We start from the raw sequence: 19,085 nt of genomic DNA on the forward strand, positions 1-19,085 counted from the left end.
ATCAAAACCATGGCAACTAAAGAATTGGACAAAGAAAAGACCGATGCATCTAAGCAGTTGCGCGATCTAAAATCATCAAAACAGGAAAAAACAAAAACAGCTAAAGCTTTAAGCGAAAATAAAATGAAGCGAAAGCCTCTGTTATAAAATATGTATAACACCCCCACGAGCCGGCAAGGGAAACTTACCGGCTCTTTTTATATAATTCCATTACAGCCTTATCCGCATTTCGATCATACGTTTTTTAAATCCAGCCTTTTCATAGGCTTTAATGGCTCCAATATTATCGTTATATACTTCAAGCCTGATTTCGGCAAGTCCCTGATCTGCCACCCATTTCTTTAATCCCTCAATAATTGTCTGGTTTACGCCCATTCCCCGATAGGCCGGTAAAACATACATAAAACCCAGATAGGCATATTTTTCAAAGTCATAGTACGCATCCGGGTTCTTTTTAATACGGGCATATCCGCTGCCCGCTATCTCTCCGTCAATTTCGGCTACCAAAACCTGTACATCTGTTGAGGTTATGAACGCCTTCAAATCATAATAACTGATAGGATCGGGTTTAAGCGTGCTATCAAAAGGACGTTCGGCAGTAATTATACCCTGCTCAAATTGAAGCAATACGGGCAGGTCTTCAATGGTAGCTTTTCTGATCAGCATATTTGTTAAATAGTAAATCGTTCGCAATCGGCCAAAAATACTTCATCGGCATCGGCGCCTATGCCTGGCGCGTCGTCGATGGTTAAATGATATCCATCATATATGGCCCCGCCAACGCAAGGGTCAACCAAATGCCCCAGTTTACAGGTATCCATGTCATAAAACCGGATATTTGGACTGGCATATACAAAGTGTAATTTGGCGCTTAATGCTATCCGGCTTTCCAGCATCCCTCCCATCATACAGGGTATCCCGTATGAAGCAGCAACGTCATGGATCCTTTTAGCCTCATAAATACCGCCCGACTTGGCCATCTTTATATTAATATAATGGCAGGCGCCCGCGTTGATCTGCTTGCGGGCATCGTGGTGGTTATATACGCTCTCATCGGCCATGATCTTAACAGGCGATAGCTGCATCAATTCAGGTAACCGGTCGTCATACCAGGTACGTATAGGCTGTTCGCAAAATTCAATATCATATTGCGCAATTGACTGCAAGGCAAAAACCGCTTCGTTAAAAGTCCAGCCCTGGTTGGCATCAATACGGATTTTCATACCCGGGCCAACAGCTTCACGGATCTGTTTAATGCGCTCTACATCTTCCACTACATTTTTGCCCAGCTTCACCTTTAATATATTAGCACCGGAAGCTTTAAAATCAAGCGCTTTTAAAGCCATGGTATGATGCCCGGCTATGCCTATCGTAATATCCGATTCAACAACTCGTTTTTCGCCACCCAAAAACTGGTATAATGGCAGGCCTGCATTTTTTGCAGCTATATCAAACAGTGCATTATCAAAGGCGCTTTTTATAGTGGTATTACCGGCAGTAAAACTGTGGAGTTCGCCAAGCCGGGCTTCGATATCAAGCGCATCCTTGCCTTTCCATAAGCGGGCAAACTCACGCGCCATAATCAGGCAGGTATCCTGTGTTTCGCCAACAATCATCGGGAAAGCCGAGCATTCCCCTACACCGTAAAAACCGGCATCGGTATGCACACGGATAAAAACATTTTGGGCGTGAGATAATGTTCCGGTGGCAATGGTAAACGGCTCCATCGGGATGCTGAAGCGGTAGATCTCTGTATGCGTGATGGTAATTTGCTGATTTTCCAAATTGTAGATGTTTAAAGCTAAAATAAAACAAATATTTGCAACAATTAACCAACGTAATTTGCGTATTATAAGTATTAGTTTATATTTGCACTACTTCAATACAAGTAACAATTCAATTTTAGCCTCTTTTGCCCTTCCAATCAGGGAAATTTGCCTGGCTAACTTTCAACTTTCTTAAAAAATTATTACCATGGCTAAAGAAAACACGCCTGCAAATTTTGATTATAACTCAACCAGGAATAAACTGATCCTGTCTGAATATGGCCGTAACGTACAAAATATGGTTAAATATATTGTAGCGCTGCCAACTAAAGAAGAACGTAACCGCTACGCACAGGTAGTTATTGACCTGATGGGTTTCCTTAACCCCCACCTGCGCGATGTGGCCGATTTTAAACACAAACTGTGGGACCACCTGCATATCATATCTGATTACCAGATTGATGTGGATTCACCGTATCCCAAACCATCGCCGGATGCTGTGCATATTAAACCAGCACCGTTAAACTATCCTCATCAGCGTATCAAATACAAGCACTATGGCAAAACCATTGAGCTGATGATTGAAAAAGCTAAAGCCATTGAGGAACCTGAACGTAAGCGCCACATGATCCAGGCTATAGCCAATTTCATGAAAATGGCCTACGTGCAATGGAACAAAGATTCGGTAAGCGACGAAAGCATCCTGTCAGATTTATATGCTTTATCGGGCGGTACATTGAAACTGGAAGAGAACATTAACCTTAACCGTGTTGATTTCCGCCCTAATAACTTTCAGCAAAACAACACCAATAATAACAACCGCGGCCGCAACAATAACCAAAACAATCAAAACCGTGGTGGCGGTAATGGCGGCAGGCAAAACAATAATCAAAACCGCAACAACAACCAAAACCGCAACCGTAACAACGGCGGCGCAAAAAAATATTAACCCCGGGTACTTCCGAAGGGCAAAAAGAGCGTCATTGCGAGGTACGAAGCAATCCCCGATTAGCAGGTCCGTCCTGTATAGTTTGAGATTGCTTCGTACCTCGCAATGACGTTTTTGTATTAATATCATTAATGATAAATCCCTCCTGGCTTTTATTTTATCTGCATTAATTTTCTAATCTTTGCCCCATATAAATTATTTGGCAAAACCGATCATAGCTTTTTACAGTTTATCATTGGTGATCATATCAATTATCCGAAACTCCGCATGACTAACGCATTTGTAATAAATGGCGGCAAACCGCTAAAAGGTGAAATAACCCCGCAGGGTGCAAAAAACGAAGCTTTACAGGTTATATCTGCCGTATTGCTTACTGAAGAAAAAGTAACCATCAGCAACATTCCCGATATTAAGGATGTAAACAAACTGATAGAGCTGCTTGGCGATATGGGCGTTATTGTTGAACGTATTAACGAGCATACTTACACATTCGAAGCCAAAGACATCAACCAGGATTTTTTCCTGTCTGAAGCTTTTAAATCAAAGGGCGGCGGCTTACGTGGTTCCATCATGATAGTTGGCCCCTTGCTGGCCCGTTTTGGCAAAGCATCTATCCCTAAACCAGGTGGCGATAAAATCGGTCGCCGCAGGTTGGATACCCACTTTTTGGGTTTTGAAAAACTGGGTGCACAATTCAATTACAATCCCCAAAACGGTTTCTTTAATGTAGATGCCTCTAACCTGCAGGGTACTTATATCCTGCTGGACGAAGCTTCTGTAACAGGAACGGCCAACGTGGTAATGGCCGCGGTATTAGCCAAAGGCACTACTACTATTTACAACGCAGCCTGCGAGCCTTACCTGCAACAGCTTTGTAAAATGCTGAGCCGTATGGGTGCTAAGATCAGCGGTATTGGCTCAAACCTGTTAACCATTGAAGGTGTTGAAAAACTGGGCGGCACAGAGCACCGCTTATTGCCCGACATGATCGAGATCGGTTCATTTATTGGTCTTGCAGCCATGACGGGATCTGAGATTACTATTAAAGATGTTCAATACAAAGAATTGGGCATGATCCCCGACGTTTTCAGGCGTTTAGGTATTAAACTGGAGCTTAGAGGTGATGATATTTTTATCCCGGCCCAGAAACATTACGAAATAGAGACTTTTATCGACGGCAGTATCATGACCATTGCCGATGCACCCTGGCCTGGCTTTACCCCCGATTTATTAAGTATCGTGCTGGTTGTTGCTATCCAGGCCAAAGGTTCGGTACTGATCCATCAAAAAATGTTTGAGAGCCGCTTATTCTTCGTGGATAAGCTGTTGGATATGGGCGCGCAGATCATCCTTTGCGACCCGCACCGTGCAACAGTTATCGGCCTGGATAACCAGGTTAAACTGCGCGGTATCTCTATGACCTCGCCAGATATCCGCGCCGGGGTTTCCTTATTGATCGCCGCACTTTCGGCACAAGGCCAGTCAACCATTTACAATATTGAACAAATTGAACGCGGCTATCAGCATATTGATACCAGGCTTAAAGCTTTAGGCGCTGATATAACCCGGATCTAAGTTTTAGGTTAAAGGCGAAAGGTTAATGGTTAAAGGTAGCTGCACTTAGCAAAGCCTTTAACCTTTTTTTATTTTAGAACTTTTTCTATCAAAATATAGTACTTAAACCGGGGAATACTTAAATCGTTGCATATAAAGGGGCATTAATAATTTACTTTTTAAAGACCTTTCGCCTTTAACCTTTTACCTTTCACCTCAAAAATACTACCTTTAAAAAAACCATTCTATAAACAATGCCTTACAAAAACCGGAAATCTACCTACGTTTATTTTGTACTGATATTTGTATTTATTAAAGTTGTTCTTAATCTTTTCGCCATATCGCATTTTGGTTTCCACAGGGATGAGTTTTTGCACCTTGTACTGGCCGATCATCTGGATTGGGGATACAAGGAAGTACCGCCATTTATAGCCATCCTGGCAAAAATTTCTATAACTTGTTTTGGCAACTCGGTTTTTGCTGCGCGATTGTTCCCTACCCTGTTTGGAGGGCTTATTGTGCTGCTCACCGGACTTATAGTAATAGAATTTGGCGGAAAGAAGTTTGCCATAACCCTTGCGTGTTTATCGCTCATTTTTGCGCCTGCCTTTGCAGCAAGTGACTATCTTTTTCAGCCTGTAGTATTCGATCAGTTTTGGTGGGTATTAACCGTTTGGCTGCTCGTAAAATACCTCAACACTACCGATGTAAGGTACCTGTACTGGCTTGGCGCAGCCGTTGGCTTTGGCGTACTTACCAAGTACACCATGCTGTTTTTCGCGGCTTCGCTCGTTATCGGGATCCTTATTAGTAAGCAGCGTAAATTACTGTTCAATAAGCATATTCTTGGTGCTGCCTTGATAACAATAGTTATCGTACTGCCTAACCTGATATGGCAGCTAACACATCACATGCCGGTATTTACGCACATGAAGGCCCTGCGTGAACAACAGCTTGACTACATAACCCCGACTGACTTTATTAAACAGCAATTACTGGTTAACGGTGTAGCGTTATTTGTATGGCTTAACGGACTGGCGTTCCTGATATTTTCGTTCAGGCTGCGTAACTTCCAGTTTTTGGCATTGGCTTATGCACTTATCTTCTTTTTTTTACTGATGATGGATGGCAAAAGCTATTACATTTTTGGTGCTTACCCTATGCTGTTTGCTGCAGGGGCCTTTGGTTTTGAGCGTTTATTAAAAACCACCGGCTATGTTTTGCGTACTGCCCTGGTAATATTGTTTACGTTGCCCAATGCGTTGTTACTGCCTATTTTATTGCCTATTTTGCCAATGGACCAAACCCTGGCATTTTTTCGGTTTGTCGATAAACACCTCCCCCCTGCTCGTTTTTCGATGACCTGGGAAGATGGTAAAAAACACGCTACCACCCAGGATTATGCCGACATGCTGGGCTGGGATGATATGGCAGCACTGGTTGATAAAGCTTACAAAAGCCTTAGCCCCGATGATCAGAAACAAACTATGGTCTATGCCGATAACTACGGTGAAGCCGGTGCAATCCACCATTATCGTAAGCAATACGGTTATCCCGATGTAATATCACTGAACAGCAGCTTTACCTTTTGGGCGCCCGATAGCCTCAAAAGCAAATACCTGATTTATGTAGATGAAAACGGCGGAAAAAATATTAAAGAATTTGTGGCCGGAAATATGATAGGCAGTTTTACGAAAGTAGGCGAAGTAACTAATCCGCTTGCGCGCGAAAAAGGCACGGCTGTGTTTATTATTACGCCAAATTATCGGTTAAATGAACGGTATAGCCCGGAATTGGCGAAGAAGAGGTTGGAGTAAACGCCCCTCCAAATCTCCACTAAAGGGGAGACTTTAAAAATCAGGTAGACAAATTAATTTTTTTAATAACACTGATCATACATGACCTTTTATTAAAATTCACTTACCGTGAGAGAGGTATATAACCCATCCATTCCTTGCCGAAAAAATAATTTCAAACGTACCTCCATGATACCCCCTCGGTAAATTACCCTCCAGTATCCAATAACCATCAACCAAATCAACTGAATAAGGCTTCTCATCTTTTATATTGTCTTCTCCAAAAATCCCAAACAAAATTGGCTCCGCAAATTCAATCGCTTCGTCCTCAGTTTTTATTTCGTGACCTGCAACAAAATCATACCTCGTTGGCATCTCAAGTGCCGCACTAATCAATTTACGACCTTCTTTAATTCGTACCTCTTTAGGAGGCCAGTTATTACAGGATAATAAAAGCATTGTGAGGATTATTACATAAAGATATTTCGTTGTCATAAGGGTTCAGATATTCATTAGGCCGAACTTAAATATCGCAATAAAACACCAAATAACAAAAGGTGCCATGCTCACCGCACAACACCTTTCAAGCTTTTGGCCTTTAGCTTTTAGCCTTAGGCTGATATAGCGTTTATAATATCATACTGGGTAATAATCTCGATTTTACCCTCCCCGTCTTCAACAAGCACAGCAATATTATCTTTATTGATCATCGCCGAGATCCTGTCTATCGAAGTATTCAGATCAACAAAGGGGAACGGAGCTGTGGTAATGTTTTTGATCGGCTGCGATTTGATCGAAGGGTTCTCGATCAGCGAATCAAGGATATCACTCTCGGTGATCTTCCCAATTACCATACCTTTTTGCGTAACCGGGATCTGAGAGATATTGAGCGATTTGATGGTATTGATAGCCTCCAGCACGCTCTTTTCACAATCAATGGTAATAATTTCCTGCACATCTTTTTTGCTGATGATATCGCGGGCGGTCAATTTTTCGTCTTTCAGGAAACCGCGGTCGCGCAGCCAGTCATCATTATACATTTTGCCAAGATAGCGGGTACCATGGTCCGGGAAGATGATCACAACTACATCGCCCTCTTTAAACTTATCCTTCATCTGCAGCAAACCTGCAACTGCTGAACCTGTTGAGTTACCAGAGAAGATCCCTTCTTTGCGGGCGATCTCGCGGGTCATGAGGGCGGCATCCTTATCGGTTACCTTTTCAAAATGATCTATCAGGCTAAAATCAACGTTTTGCGGTAGGAAATCTTCGCCGATACCTTCGGTGATATATGGATAAATCTCGTTTTTATCGAATACGCCTGTCTCTTTGTATTTTTTAAATACAGACCCGTAAGTGTCAATACCCAAAACCTGGATAGCCGGGTTCTTCTCTTTCAGATAACGGGCGATGCCTGAGATAGTACCACCGGTGCCTACACCTGCAATAAGGTGGGTGATCTTGCCCTCAGTTTGCTCCCAAATTTCGGGACCGGTACTTTCATAGTGCGCCTGCGAGTTGCTCAGGTTATCATACTGATTGGGCTTCCATGAGTTAGGGACTTCCCGCTCCAGGCGTGATGATACCGAATAGTATGATCGTGGGTCTTCAGGCTCCACATTGGTTGGACAAACAATTACCTCGGCACCAAAGGCGCGCAAGGCATCAAACTTTTCTTTTGATTGTTTATCGGTACTCGTAAAAATACATTTGTAGCCTTTTATAACTGCGGCAATTGCCAGGCCCATACCGGTATTACCTGATGTGCCTTCAATGATAGTTCCGCCGGGTTTTAGTTTGCCGCTTTTCTCGGCGTCTTCAATCATTTTAAGGGCCATACGGTCTTTAATGGAGTTGCCGGGGTTGGTTGTCTCTATTTTAGCTAAAACGGTAGCAGGGATATCTTTTGCTACTTTATTCAGTTTTACCAGCGGCGTATTGCCAATGGTATCGAGTATGTTGTTGTACCACATAATTTAAATCTCTACTAACCCGGTATATAAAGCAGGGTTACGCCTCAAAAATAAGTTTCTTAAATGATATTTCTTTTATGGAAAAGTAAATAGATCTGCATCCTATAAACACACAAGCATAAATGTAATAAATTTAAACCGGTGGTAATTACCACAAAACATACCTAAACATGCAGGCAACACTAAAAAGATCGTTATTATTTTTCAGTTTCTTAAGTTTTTGTATAACTGCTGCATTGGGGCAAAAGCCGCTTACCCCAAGCCGGCAAAGCAGTTATTATACCTACATATATAAAATAACGGATGGTGATGTGTTTAAATTTTACCGCTACCCACGTAAAAAACCTGATGAGCAATTATTGCACAACCCCATTGATTCGTTTAAAACAAACGATAAATGGAACAATACCCTCCCTCCCGGCAACTATTTGAAAGTAGTTGCCAAAAAGAACTTGCTAAGCTATTCGCTCATCGAAAACCGATCGGCCAATTTAAAGCTGCTGGCTAATAACTATGACCTCCGCTTTATTTTAGTTGATAAAGAAGGCAAAGCCATTAGCAACGCTTTAGTGCAGTTTAACGATCATACCGTTACTTATGATTCAAAAGCCGGCTTGTATATGGCCAATCCTTCAAAAAGGGATACTATACTAAAAGTTGATTACGCGGGCGTAACCAATTACTACGCTATAAAAAAACAGCAGCGCTCATCTTATTATCATTATAATCCGTACCGGCATATGAGCTTTTTTAAAGCTACCTGGAAAAGATTTAAAAGCCTGTTTAAGGGGCACGATAAATATTACAGCCGCCAGCCCGCAGATAATTACGAAGGCTTCATGGTATTTAACAAGGCCATTTATAAACCACATGATACGGTAAAATTCAAGGCGATCATCTTAAATAAAAAATCAAAACAACCTGTAAACGCAGCTCAGCTTTTGGTACGGCTCAAAGAGCGGTATGAGGATGACGGTAAGATCATAGGCAAAGTAAACAGTTACCGCGACGGGGCTTATGAATATAGTTTCGCCCTCGCAGATAGTCTTGACCTTTCACTTGACGAAGATTATACCATCTCGCTCGAAGATCCATCAAGCGAAAAATACAAACTTGATGATTATGATGGCGATGACGACCAGGGCTTTTTAGCCAAACGCAAGGTTTTTCTGACAGGCCGGTTTAAATATGAAGAATACGAGCTTAAATCAATAACCTTCAGCACCAGGATTGATAAAGAAGAACACGGGCCCGGAAATCCGGCTACATTATATTTAAAAGCAGTTGACGAAAATAACCTGCCGGTTACGGATGGCAGGGTTACTGTTACATTCAATACCCGTGGCACCGGTATGCGCAGGCAAAACTACACTTTTGTGCCCGACCAGCTTTGGACACACCAACTACAGCTTGACCCGGTTGGTGAAACCAAGCTAATTATCCCCGATTCCATCTTTCCTAAGGCAGATATTACTTATACCATTAATTCAGAATTTCTGAACAGCAATAACGAACAGCAATCGGCCAATAACGATATGAGTTACCGGTACAGCCGATTTAGTATTGCCGCCAAGTTAAACGGTGATACACTAATCAGTAACGCCTTTGACAATGGCAAGGCCATACAAACTATGGCTACCATCAGCGCCCTTAACGCAAAGTATGATACCATAACCAGGGTCAGGGTAATGCTCCCGGCAAAAACCATTATTAACCCGTATGCCGATAGCTACGACATTGAAACAGACAGCGCCTATGCCGATCTTGCCCTAAAAGATAATAACGCCGGCATCTCGCTATCAGGTTATCGAACTGCCGATTCGGTGTTTGTAAAGGTTGAAAACCCGCGGCACCTGCATTTTTGGTATTCGGTATTTGGCGGCAACAAATTAATTGATGCGGGGCAGGCCAATAACCTGTTTTATGTACGTGCTTACAATGATCAAAACCTCGTAAACTTCCAGGTGCATTATATCTGGGCGGGTGAAAGCAAAACCGAAGCCACCGATATCATGTACCGCGATAAGTTGCTGACCATCAACGTTCGTCAGCCTGTGTCCGTTTATCCCGGGCAGCAAGCCAAAACCGAGATAGTGGTTACCGATGCCAAAGGCCAGCCTGTAGCCAATGCTGATTTAACGGCCTGGTCAATGACGAGTAAGTTTGCCGACTACAAGACACCCTATGTACCCTACCTTGGCAAAGGCTTTGCATATCGCAAGCAAAAGGCGGGCTTTAATACCACCGGCAGTGCAAACAGCGATGGCTCACTACAGCTCAACTGGAAACGCTGGAGCAAGGAAATAGGGCTTGACAGTATTGCTTACTACCAGTTTACTCACCCCGAAAAAATTTACAGGGTTAAAGAAGATGCTAAAGACTCGTTAACCCAAGTAGCGCCTTTTGTGATTAAAAACGGCGATGTACTGCCCGTACATATCCTCTATATTGACGACCGGCCGGTGTACTTTGACCAAACACAACAGCTTAAACGCTACAGTTTCGCGGTGTCGCCGGGCAGGCACATGTTCCGGTTCAGGACCAGCCATCAAAACATTTGGGTAGATAGTGTAGATGTACAAAAATCGAAAAAGCTGATCTTCAGCATTAATGCTGATAATGCGCACTCAACAAAGGTTTTGGATACATTGAGTACCTATGAATGCGATCTCATCAACCGCTACCTGATTACCGTTATCAATAATTTTGGCTGGAAGATGGCCCTCCTTACCCAAAACGAAAAGGTATTCATGATCAATCCCGACCCGAACTATGGTTACCGGAACAACAGCGTACTCATAGGTCCGTCGGCCGACAACTTTGCCAATTTAGATGTACAAGGCAGCGGATCACGACGTTTTGTTGCCGAACCAGGCTATTCATTTCAGTTTGAGCCCGGCCTTATTAAACAAAAAAGTATCCCTACTACTTATCCCTTCAACCCCATACTATCGTCATACCAGGGCCCGGCCGATGATTATACACAACAGGTACTTACCCAACCCGAGGCCGAAAGTATCTGGCAGCAATATCTTGACCTGCGCAGCAACACGCAATCGCTTTTTGTAAACCCTACCATCACCGGCGAAACAGGTAAACTAAGTATGAGCATCGATCAACCTAAAGGCAAAAAACTGCTGATTAAAAACGTGATCGTTTATAAATATGATGACCCGGACTTTTTAATGATCTATCCCGGCAACACCACATACATTAATAAGCTAAACGCCGGCAGCTACAGGCTTTTATTTTTGCTTAAAGGCGATAGTTATGATATTAAAGAAAATATAACCATAAAAACAGGCGGCACTAATTTCTACAACTTTACGGTGTTGCCCACGCATGGCAAAGATTCGGTAGGTGTCCGGATCAGCAACATTATCAATAACAGGACGGGCAGCTATAATCACGGTGACCGGGAAATAGAAAACGATGCTCTGAAAATAAAAGAGGCCTTTAATGAAAAATACTTTAATACAGATAATTTCATTGATGGTATGAGCGGCATCGTGATCGCCAATAGTGATAAACAACCACTACCGGGGGTAACTGTAAAGGTAAAAGGGTCTGCAATTGGCACTACAACCGATATGCACGGTCATTTCAATATTAAGGTACCTAAACGCGGCAAGCTTTTCATTGGCTTCATTGGTTTTGAAACTCAGGAAGTAAATATCAATCCGGGCACAAGTGTAAAAATAGCCTTAAAAAAGAGCTTTAAATCCTTGCAGGAGGTTGTGGTAGTAGGATATGGAGTGCAACGAAAAGCAGACATGACGGGATCGGTCAGTACCGTATCTTCCTTAGAGGGCAAGGTTTTCGGTTTGAGCATAGGAGATGGTAGTCCCGGGGCCAATATCATGATCAGGGGCGTTGGTTCATCACCCCCGGCCCAGCCCCTTGTTGTGGTAGATGGAGAAATCGTTGATAAACTATCTGACATAAATAAAGATGACATTGCAGAAATTAGTGTATTGAAAGACGCTGCTGCCACGGCAATATATGGTGCCCGCGGAGCAAACGGCGTCATCGTGATCAGAACCAAAGCTAAACCTGGTTTGGCCGGAGACCAAAGAACCGATAGTACACAAACCGGCAGCACGCAATCCATGCGTAAAAACTTTTCTGACTACGCCTACTGGCAACCTAAGCTAACTACCGACGAGCATGGCAAAGCCAGCTTTATGGTTACATACCCCGACGATATCACCAACTGGCGGACGTTTATTATCGGCATTACCGGCAATAGGCAAACCGGCTTTACCGAAAGCAGAATCAAATCATATAAACCGTTAAGTGCCAATTTCATTGCGCCGCAATTTGCCGTTGCCGGCGATGAAATGAACCTGATTGGTAAGGTAATGAACTACAACAATACCTTCGCAAAGCTTACCCGCATTTTTAAATACAACGGACAAACCCTGAAGCAGGACGAACTGGAAGTTAAAAACTCCAAAATTGACACACTTGCTATTACTGCCGCTGCTACTGCTTCTACCACTCCTACCGACAGCCTCACTTTTGAATATACTATTAAACGAGATAACGGTTATTTTGACGGCGAGCAGCGCAGGATCCCTGTAATACCGCAGGGGATTAAAGAAACCAAAGGAGTTTTTGAAGCACTTGACCGCGACACCACAGTGAACATGAAATTTGATCCGGCTTTGGGCCCTGTTACTTTCCGGGCAGAGGCTTCTGTATTGCCTGCGTTAACTGAAGAAACCCGCAAGCTGAGAGAATACAAGTACCTGTGCAACGAACAGCTGGCATCAAAACTGAAAGGCCTGCTCATGGAACGACGCATCAAAAGGTTCCTGGGCGAAGAATTTAAGTATGAAAGAAACATAAAAGAGGTGATTAAAAAACTACAGGAAAACCGCAAAAGTAACGGTACCTGGGGCTGGTGGAAAGATAGTAACGAAGAACTCTGGATTAGCCTGCATGTGGTAGAAGCATTGATAGATGCGCAAAAAGAGGGTTACGCTGTTGAACTGGATAAACAAAAATTAACCGACTATCTTGTCTTTCAGCTTGAAAGTTACAAACGCAGGGACAAAATACTTTGCCTTGAGTTACTTCATAAACTGGGAGCGAAAGTTGATTACCAGAAGTATGTAACAGACATTGAAAAAGAGCAGGCTAAGGATCAAAAAACCTTCGATTATAAGTTATCAGGCTATGATAAGTTAAGAATGATGTTATTACGGCAGGAATCGGCACTACCCATAAAAATGGACAGTTTACTCAATACACGCAAACATACTATGTTTGGTAACATATATTGGGGCGAAGACGGTTATCGTTTTTTTGACAATTCGGTACAATTAAGCATATTAGCCTACCGCATTATCAAAAACGATGGCAGGCATCCCGAGCTACTGGCCAAAGTACGCGGTTACTTCCTCGAACAACGCCGCCTTGGCGATTGGCGCAACACCTATGAGTCGGCGCTGATCCTGGAAACTATCCTTCCTGATCTGCTGACAGAAAACAAGGAGGTTAAGCCATCGCAGATCACGCTTACAGGTACAGATATAAAGACGATCGATAAATTCCCTTATTCGGCGACGCTAACTGATAAAACGATCAGTATCAGCAAAACCGGCAGTCTGCCTGTTTATATAACCGGCTACCAGCAGTTCTGGAACAGCAAGCCTGAAAAAGTAAGTAAAGATTTTACAGTAAACACCTGGTTTGAACGTAACGAAAAAACAATAGCCACCCTGAAAGGCGGTGAACCTGTATTATTAAAAGCGGAGGTAACAGCCCGCGGCGATGCTGATTTTGTGATGATAGAGATCCCGATACCTGCCGGATGCTCGTACGAGAGTAAGGAGCAGCAATGGGACAACAATGAAGTACACCGCGAATATTTTAAAGAGAAGGTAAGCATATTTTGCCGCAGTTTGAAACAGGGCAAATATACATTCACCGTAAACCTTATCCCCCGTTACAACGGTAAATACACCCTAAATCCGGCCAAAGCCGAAATGATGTATTTCCCGGTATTTTACGGCAGAGAGGGGATGAAAAAAGTAGTGATTGGAGAGTAGTTGATTAGGTGAGTGGTTGTTAAGTTAGTATTGAGTAACCATTCACTTAATCAACCCAATCAACCACTCACTAAAACTTAAGATGTTTAACCGTTAACCCGTTATTAATTAACTGCTTTAACGATTCGATGCCGATATGCAGGTGTGTTTCAACAAATTGCTCGGTTACTGATGAATCGCTTTCGGCGGTTTTAACACCTTCCGGGATCATCGGTTGATCTGATACTAACAACAGCGCGCCCGTAGGGATCTTGTTGGCAAAGCCGGTTGTAAAAATGGTAGCGGTCTCCATATCAACAGCCATGGCACGCAGATCTTTCAGGTATTTTTTAAATACTTTATCATGTTCCCAAACGCGGCGGTTGGTGGTGTAACAGGTACCGGTCCAGTAATCACGTGAATAATCACGGATGGTAGTTGAGATGGCTTTCTGCAGTGCGAATGATGGTAAGGCAGGGACCTCTGGCGGTAAATAGTCATTTGATGTACCTTCACCACGAATGGCTGCTATCGGCAGGATCAGGTCGCCTACGTTGTTCTTTTTCTTAAGGCCTCCGCATTTACCCAAAAATATGACAGCTTTAGGGTGAATGGCAGTGAGCAGGTCCATAACAGTAGCCGCAACCGAACTTCCCATACCAAAGTTAATAATGGTAATACCGTTTGCTGTAACGCTTTGCATTGGTTTTTCAAGACCCATGATAGGCGCGTTATCATTCCATTGCGAAAACAGCTGGATATACTTTGAAAAATTGGTGAGGATAATGTACTCGCCAAATGCCTCAAGCGGCCTGCCGGTATAGCGTGGCAGCCAGTTAGCAACAATTGCTTCTTTTGTTTTTAATCCTGATTTTACGGGCGATTGCACTTCTTTCACCGGCGGTGGCAAGGCATCTCCGTCCTTTTTAATGTTTAATTCTTCGTTCATATGATTTCTTTTTATACAGCAAACCCCGGTATGAGAACCAGGGCGCGCTTTATTTTTTTAATAAATATAAGTGTTTGCTTATATACTGTGCGTTAAGCTACTTTTAACTTTTTCAGATCAGATTTTTCAAACTTCTCGCGTGCGTAATCCAATGTTACGTTCAACCGTTTCACATCCTTTTTAGACGGAAACTCAAACATAGCATCGATCATGATAGCTTCGCATATTGAGCGTAAGCCCCTTGCGCCAAGCTTAAATTCCATTGCTTTATCAACAATAAACTCCAATACTTCGTCTTCAAAATCAAGCTTTACACCTTCATATTCAAACAGTTTTTTGTACTGTTTCAATAATGAGTTTTTGGGCTCGGTTAAGATGTTGTGCAATGCTTCCCTGTCAAGCGGGTTAAGGTAGGTAAGTACCGGTAAACGGCCTATTAGCTCAGGGATCAAACCAAAAGATTTCAAATCCTGCGGGGTGATATACTTGTAGAAGTTTTTGGTATCGATATCACCTTCATCGTGTTTGAATTTGTAACCAACGGTTTGGGTACGCAGGCGATTGGCGATCTTTCTTTCAATACCGTCAAATGCACCGCCGCAAATGAAAAGGATGTTGCTGGTATTTACTGTGATCATCTTTTGATCGGGGTGTTTACGGCCACCTTGTGGTGGTACGTTAACCATGGTGCCTTCTAATATTTTCAATAACGCTTGTTGTACACCCTCGCCGGATACGTCGCGGGTGATAGACGCATTATCGCTTTTACGGGCTATTTTATCAACCTCATCAATGTAAACAATACCTTTTTCGGCAAGGGTTACATCGTAATCGGCAGATTGCAGCAAACGGGTCAGGATACTTTCAACGTCCTCCCCTACATAGCCTGCTTCGGTTAGCACGGTAGCATCGCAAATGCAAAATGGAACGTTAAGTACTTTGGCGAGTGTTTTAGCAAGCAGGGTTTTGCCCGTACCTGTTTCACCTACCATGATGATGTTTGATTTTTCAATCTCAACCTCATCTTTATCAATACGCTGATTTAAGCGTTTATAATGATTATATACAGCTACCGAAAGTATCTTTTTGGCATCATCCTGCCCAATAACATACTGATCAAGATGTGCCTTCATTTCTGATGGCTTAAGCAAGGCCGGCGCCAGAGGCGATGACTTCACTTTACGTACCTTCAACTCCTCAGCCAATATTTCATTGGCCTGGTTCACACATTTATCACAAATATGTGCGTCAAGTCCTGCTATCAACATCAGGGAATCCTGTTTACCGGCACCGCAAAATGAACACCTGATCTCTTTGCTGTTTTTATTCATCTGATTTGTCTTCTTACTCAAAGTTAAAAAATTAGTGGCAAAAAAAAAAATCCTGCCCGTAAGTCGGGAAAGTGAGCAAGTCCGGAAGCAGCTCAGCTTCCGGACTTTAATAACTTTTTAACATTCCAAACATCCGGACTTTCCGACTTATCGGACATCCGGACTTTCGAGAATTATTTTCCTTTGTTACCTTTTAAAATCTCGTCAACCATACCAAATTCTTTGGCTTCTTCTGCAATCATCCAGTAGTCACGGTCAGATGCATCCCAAACTTTTTGGTAAGGTGCACCGCTGTGATCGGCAATGATCTGGTACAGTTCTTTTTTCAATTTAGTGATCTCCTGATAAGTGATCTCTATATCCGACTGCTGGCCCTGAGCACCGCCTGATGGCTGGTGGATCATCACCCTTGCATGCGGAAGTGCTGCCCTTTTTCCTTCAGTACCGGCTACTAACAATACGGCAGCCATTGACGCCGCCATACCTGTACAGATGGTAGCCACATCATTTGATATAAACTGCATAGTATCATAGATACCTAAACCTGCATAAACCGAACCACCTGGTGAGTTAATGTAGATCTGGATATCGCGTTTAGCATCAGCCGACTGTAAGAAAAGCAACTGAGCCTGGATAATGTTTGCAATATTATCATAAATAGCATCGCCAAGGAAAATGATACGGTCCATCATTAAACGTGAAAACACGTCCATGGCCTGTACATTCAGCTGGCGTTCTTCAAGGATGTATGGTGTCATGCCGGTTGGTACGGTTGTGATACCGCCTGTTGGCATATTGCCCCTTTCAACACCTGCAATATATTTGTCTACATAAAGGCTGTTAATACGGTGATGCTTAACAGCATATTTTCTGAATTCGTTTTTATCGATATTACTGCTCATGGTTTTTGTTTGTTGTTCGTTAGGAAATGCGGGCGTCTTACCCGCGATAAATATAGTTTTTAGTTCAATAGATTTTTTGCAAGATAGTTTTTATTACGTAATTTTTTGATGAGGGCGCAGTGACGAAACTTGATTTTTTTAGTCAAAACTAACAGTAGAGTGGGCAGGAAGATGTTGGTGACAACACCAACATTGGGCAGGAACATCAAAATCGGACAGCCCCGACATTACCATCTTCACCCGTCATTGCGAGGCACGAAGCAATCGCGAGCTATGCAGTTCAACTTGCGTAGTTACTCTGCTAACCGGAGATTGCTTCGTGCTCGCAATGACGCTCGGTTTAGAGTAAGGCATATAAAACACCAAAAGCAACCCGATGAGTTGCTTTTGGTGAATATATTATAAAACCCACCCATATAAGGGCGATTAAATCTGCTTACTGTGCTGCAGATACCAATGCACTGAAATCAGTGTAAAGGATATCCTGCTTATCTAAAGTGATCACATTTTTGATATAATCAAATACCTTTAATGCTTTTACCTCTTCAAATATTTTGTTAGCGTTGTCTTTGTTTTGCAGGTACTGAACAGTGTACTGGCCTAACTGATCCTCAGGGATAGCAGTCGGGCTGTACATCCTAAACTGCTGATCTAAACGGATCTTAGCTAATTCAAACACATCTTCATATTTAATTTCGATTGTGTTATCAGTAATAATCTTGTTTTCGATCAAAGTCCATTTCAGGTTTTGAGCAAAATCGTTGTAACCGCCTTCCAATTCCTCGTCGCTCAGTTTTTCGTTAGTTGCTTTTAACCAACGTTTCAGGAACTCATCAGGAAGGGCGAAATCAACTTTAGCGATAGCCAGTTTGTACATGTCGTCCTGCAATTTGCGGTCGGCATCCTGAACCATCATGCTTTCAAGTTCTTCAGTAATTTTAGCTGTGAACTCCTCTTCGGTAGTTACAGTACCTTCACCAAATAATTTGTCAAAGAACTCCTGGTTAAGATCGCTTTCTTCTAAACGGTTAACGTTTTTAACAGTTAATTGGAAATCACCTCTTAAATCAGCTGCATCGTCTTCTTCAATTTTCAATAAACCGGCAATTTTAGCTGCGTCGTTATCAAAAGCTTTACGAATATCGAATGTTAACACATCGCCTTTTTTCAAACCGATCAGTGAAGCTTTGATTGCTTCATCCTTGATCTGATCTAAACGTACAGACGCTGTATTGGTTATTCCACCCTCAAAAACACTACCATCAGCCGAAAGTTGAACCAATTCGCTGTAAAGAACGTCATCATCTGCCGATACGTCAGGATTTGTCATTTTGCCATAGCTACGGCGGATGTTTTTGATCCTTGAAGCCAGCGTTTCGTCATCAACTTTGATTACGTATTGGGTTAATTTATCTTTTGATGAAAAGTCGATGCTGAACTCAGGAGCCAGGCCTAATTCATATTTGAACTCAAAGTTATCGGCAAAATCCCAGTTGTATTCTTTGTTATCATCTGCAGCAGGCAATGGCTGACCCAATACCGCCAGTTTTTGCTCGTCGATATAGTTATTTAAAGTATCTTGTAACAGGTTGTTGATCTCATCAACAAGGATGCTTTTACCGTACATTTTTTTGATGTGCGATGCAGGCACCATGCCCGGGCGAAAACCAGGAATTTTTGCTTTTTTAGCGTTTTCCTTTATAGCTTTTTCAACACGTGGCTGGTAATCTTCAGGGTTGATGTTAATTTTAACAACTGCGTTCAGGTCATTAATTTTTTCCTGTGTAATATTCATCTTTTTACCGGGTATTTAATTTAATCCTTTGAAAT

13 protein-coding genes are annotated in these 19,085 nt (G+C 42.6%); 5 read left to right on the forward strand and 8 right to left on the reverse strand.

Translation table 11 applies throughout. The features are described 5' to 3' along the window. The first annotated feature begins 9 nt into the window (after window positions 1-9). Complete coding sequence (locus tag ACP26M_RS12305; RefSeq protein WP_188831604.1) at window positions 10-147, forward strand: hypothetical protein; 138 nt, start codon at window positions 10-12, stop codon at window positions 145-147. A 63-nt stretch (window positions 148-210) separates the two neighbouring features. Here ACP26M_RS12305 and ACP26M_RS12310 read toward each other — a convergent pair whose 3' ends face one another. Further along, window positions 211-666 carry an N-acetyltransferase family protein gene (locus tag ACP26M_RS12310; RefSeq protein WP_426589222.1) on the reverse strand — a complete coding sequence of 152 codons (456 nt, stop codon included), beginning with the start codon at window positions 664-666 and terminating at the stop codon, window positions 211-213. 5 nt (window positions 667-671) lie between these two features. Further along, a complete protein-coding gene (locus ACP26M_RS12315; RefSeq protein WP_426589720.1) occupies window positions 672-1,769 on the reverse strand; it encodes a mandelate racemase/muconate lactonizing enzyme family protein in 1,098 nt (365 codons plus the stop codon). 205 nt (window positions 1,770-1,974) lie between these two features. Here ACP26M_RS12315 and ACP26M_RS12320 point away from each other — a divergent pair, with 205 nt between their 5' ends. From ACP26M_RS12320 to ACP26M_RS12330, 3 genes are all read left to right on the forward strand, one after another. Continuing rightward, a complete protein-coding gene (locus ACP26M_RS12320) occupies window positions 1,975-2,715 on the forward strand; it encodes a DUF4290 domain-containing protein (protein ID WP_090524547.1) in 741 nt (246 codons plus the stop codon). A 267-nt stretch (window positions 2,716-2,982) separates the two neighbouring features. Further along, a complete protein-coding gene (murA, locus tag ACP26M_RS12325) occupies window positions 2,983-4,290 on the forward strand; it encodes a UDP-N-acetylglucosamine 1-carboxyvinyltransferase (RefSeq protein WP_426589225.1) in 1,308 nt (435 codons plus the stop codon). Window positions 4,291-4,523: 233 nt separating this feature from the next. Further along, entirely contained in the window at window positions 4,524-6,086 is a 1,563-nt protein-coding gene (locus ACP26M_RS12330; RefSeq protein ID WP_426589227.1) for an ArnT family glycosyltransferase, read from the forward strand. A gap of 99 nt (window positions 6,087-6,185) precedes the next feature. Here the strand turns inward: ACP26M_RS12330 and ACP26M_RS12335 are convergent, their stop codons facing one another. Further along, window positions 6,186-6,560 carry an NTF2 fold immunity protein gene (locus ACP26M_RS12335; RefSeq protein ID WP_426589229.1) on the reverse strand — a complete coding sequence of 125 codons (375 nt, stop codon included), beginning with the start codon at window positions 6,558-6,560 and terminating at the stop codon, window positions 6,186-6,188. 116 nt (window positions 6,561-6,676) lie between these two features. After that, entirely contained in the window at window positions 6,677-8,038 is a 1,362-nt protein-coding gene (locus ACP26M_RS12340; RefSeq protein ID WP_426589231.1) for a cystathionine beta-synthase, read from the reverse strand. 170 nt (window positions 8,039-8,208) lie between these two features. On the opposite strand from ACP26M_RS12340, the gene ACP26M_RS12345 reads away from it, so the two are divergent. After that, on the forward strand, window positions 8,209-14,094 hold the full coding sequence (locus ACP26M_RS12345; RefSeq protein ID WP_426589233.1) for a carboxypeptidase-like regulatory domain-containing protein: 5,886 nt from the start codon (window positions 8,209-8,211) through the stop codon (window positions 14,092-14,094). A 70-nt stretch (window positions 14,095-14,164) separates the two neighbouring features. Here ACP26M_RS12345 and ACP26M_RS12350 read toward each other — a convergent pair whose 3' ends face one another. From ACP26M_RS12350 to tig, 4 genes are all read right to left on the reverse strand, one after another. Next, window positions 14,165-15,022 (reverse strand): AMP nucleosidase, encoded by an 858-nt coding sequence (locus ACP26M_RS12350; RefSeq protein ID WP_426589235.1) that lies wholly within the window; start codon window positions 15,020-15,022, stop codon window positions 14,165-14,167. A gap of 92 nt (window positions 15,023-15,114) precedes the next feature. Then, on the reverse strand, window positions 15,115-16,353 hold the full coding sequence (gene clpX, locus ACP26M_RS12355) for an ATP-dependent Clp protease ATP-binding subunit ClpX (protein WP_090524534.1): 1,239 nt from the start codon (window positions 16,351-16,353) through the stop codon (window positions 15,115-15,117). A 173-nt stretch (window positions 16,354-16,526) separates the two neighbouring features. After that, a complete protein-coding gene (locus tag ACP26M_RS12360; RefSeq protein WP_112574025.1) occupies window positions 16,527-17,255 on the reverse strand; it encodes an ATP-dependent Clp protease proteolytic subunit in 729 nt (242 codons plus the stop codon). 436 nt (window positions 17,256-17,691) lie between these two features. Next, on the reverse strand, window positions 17,692-19,050 hold the full coding sequence (gene tig, locus ACP26M_RS12365) for a trigger factor (protein ID WP_426589238.1): 1,359 nt from the start codon (window positions 19,048-19,050) through the stop codon (window positions 17,692-17,694). Window positions 19,051-19,085 lie beyond the last annotated feature (35 nt).

The organism is Mucilaginibacter sp. R-33 (genome assembly GCF_049949235.1).
Lineage (GTDB): Bacteria > Bacteroidota > Bacteroidia > Sphingobacteriales > Sphingobacteriaceae > Mucilaginibacter.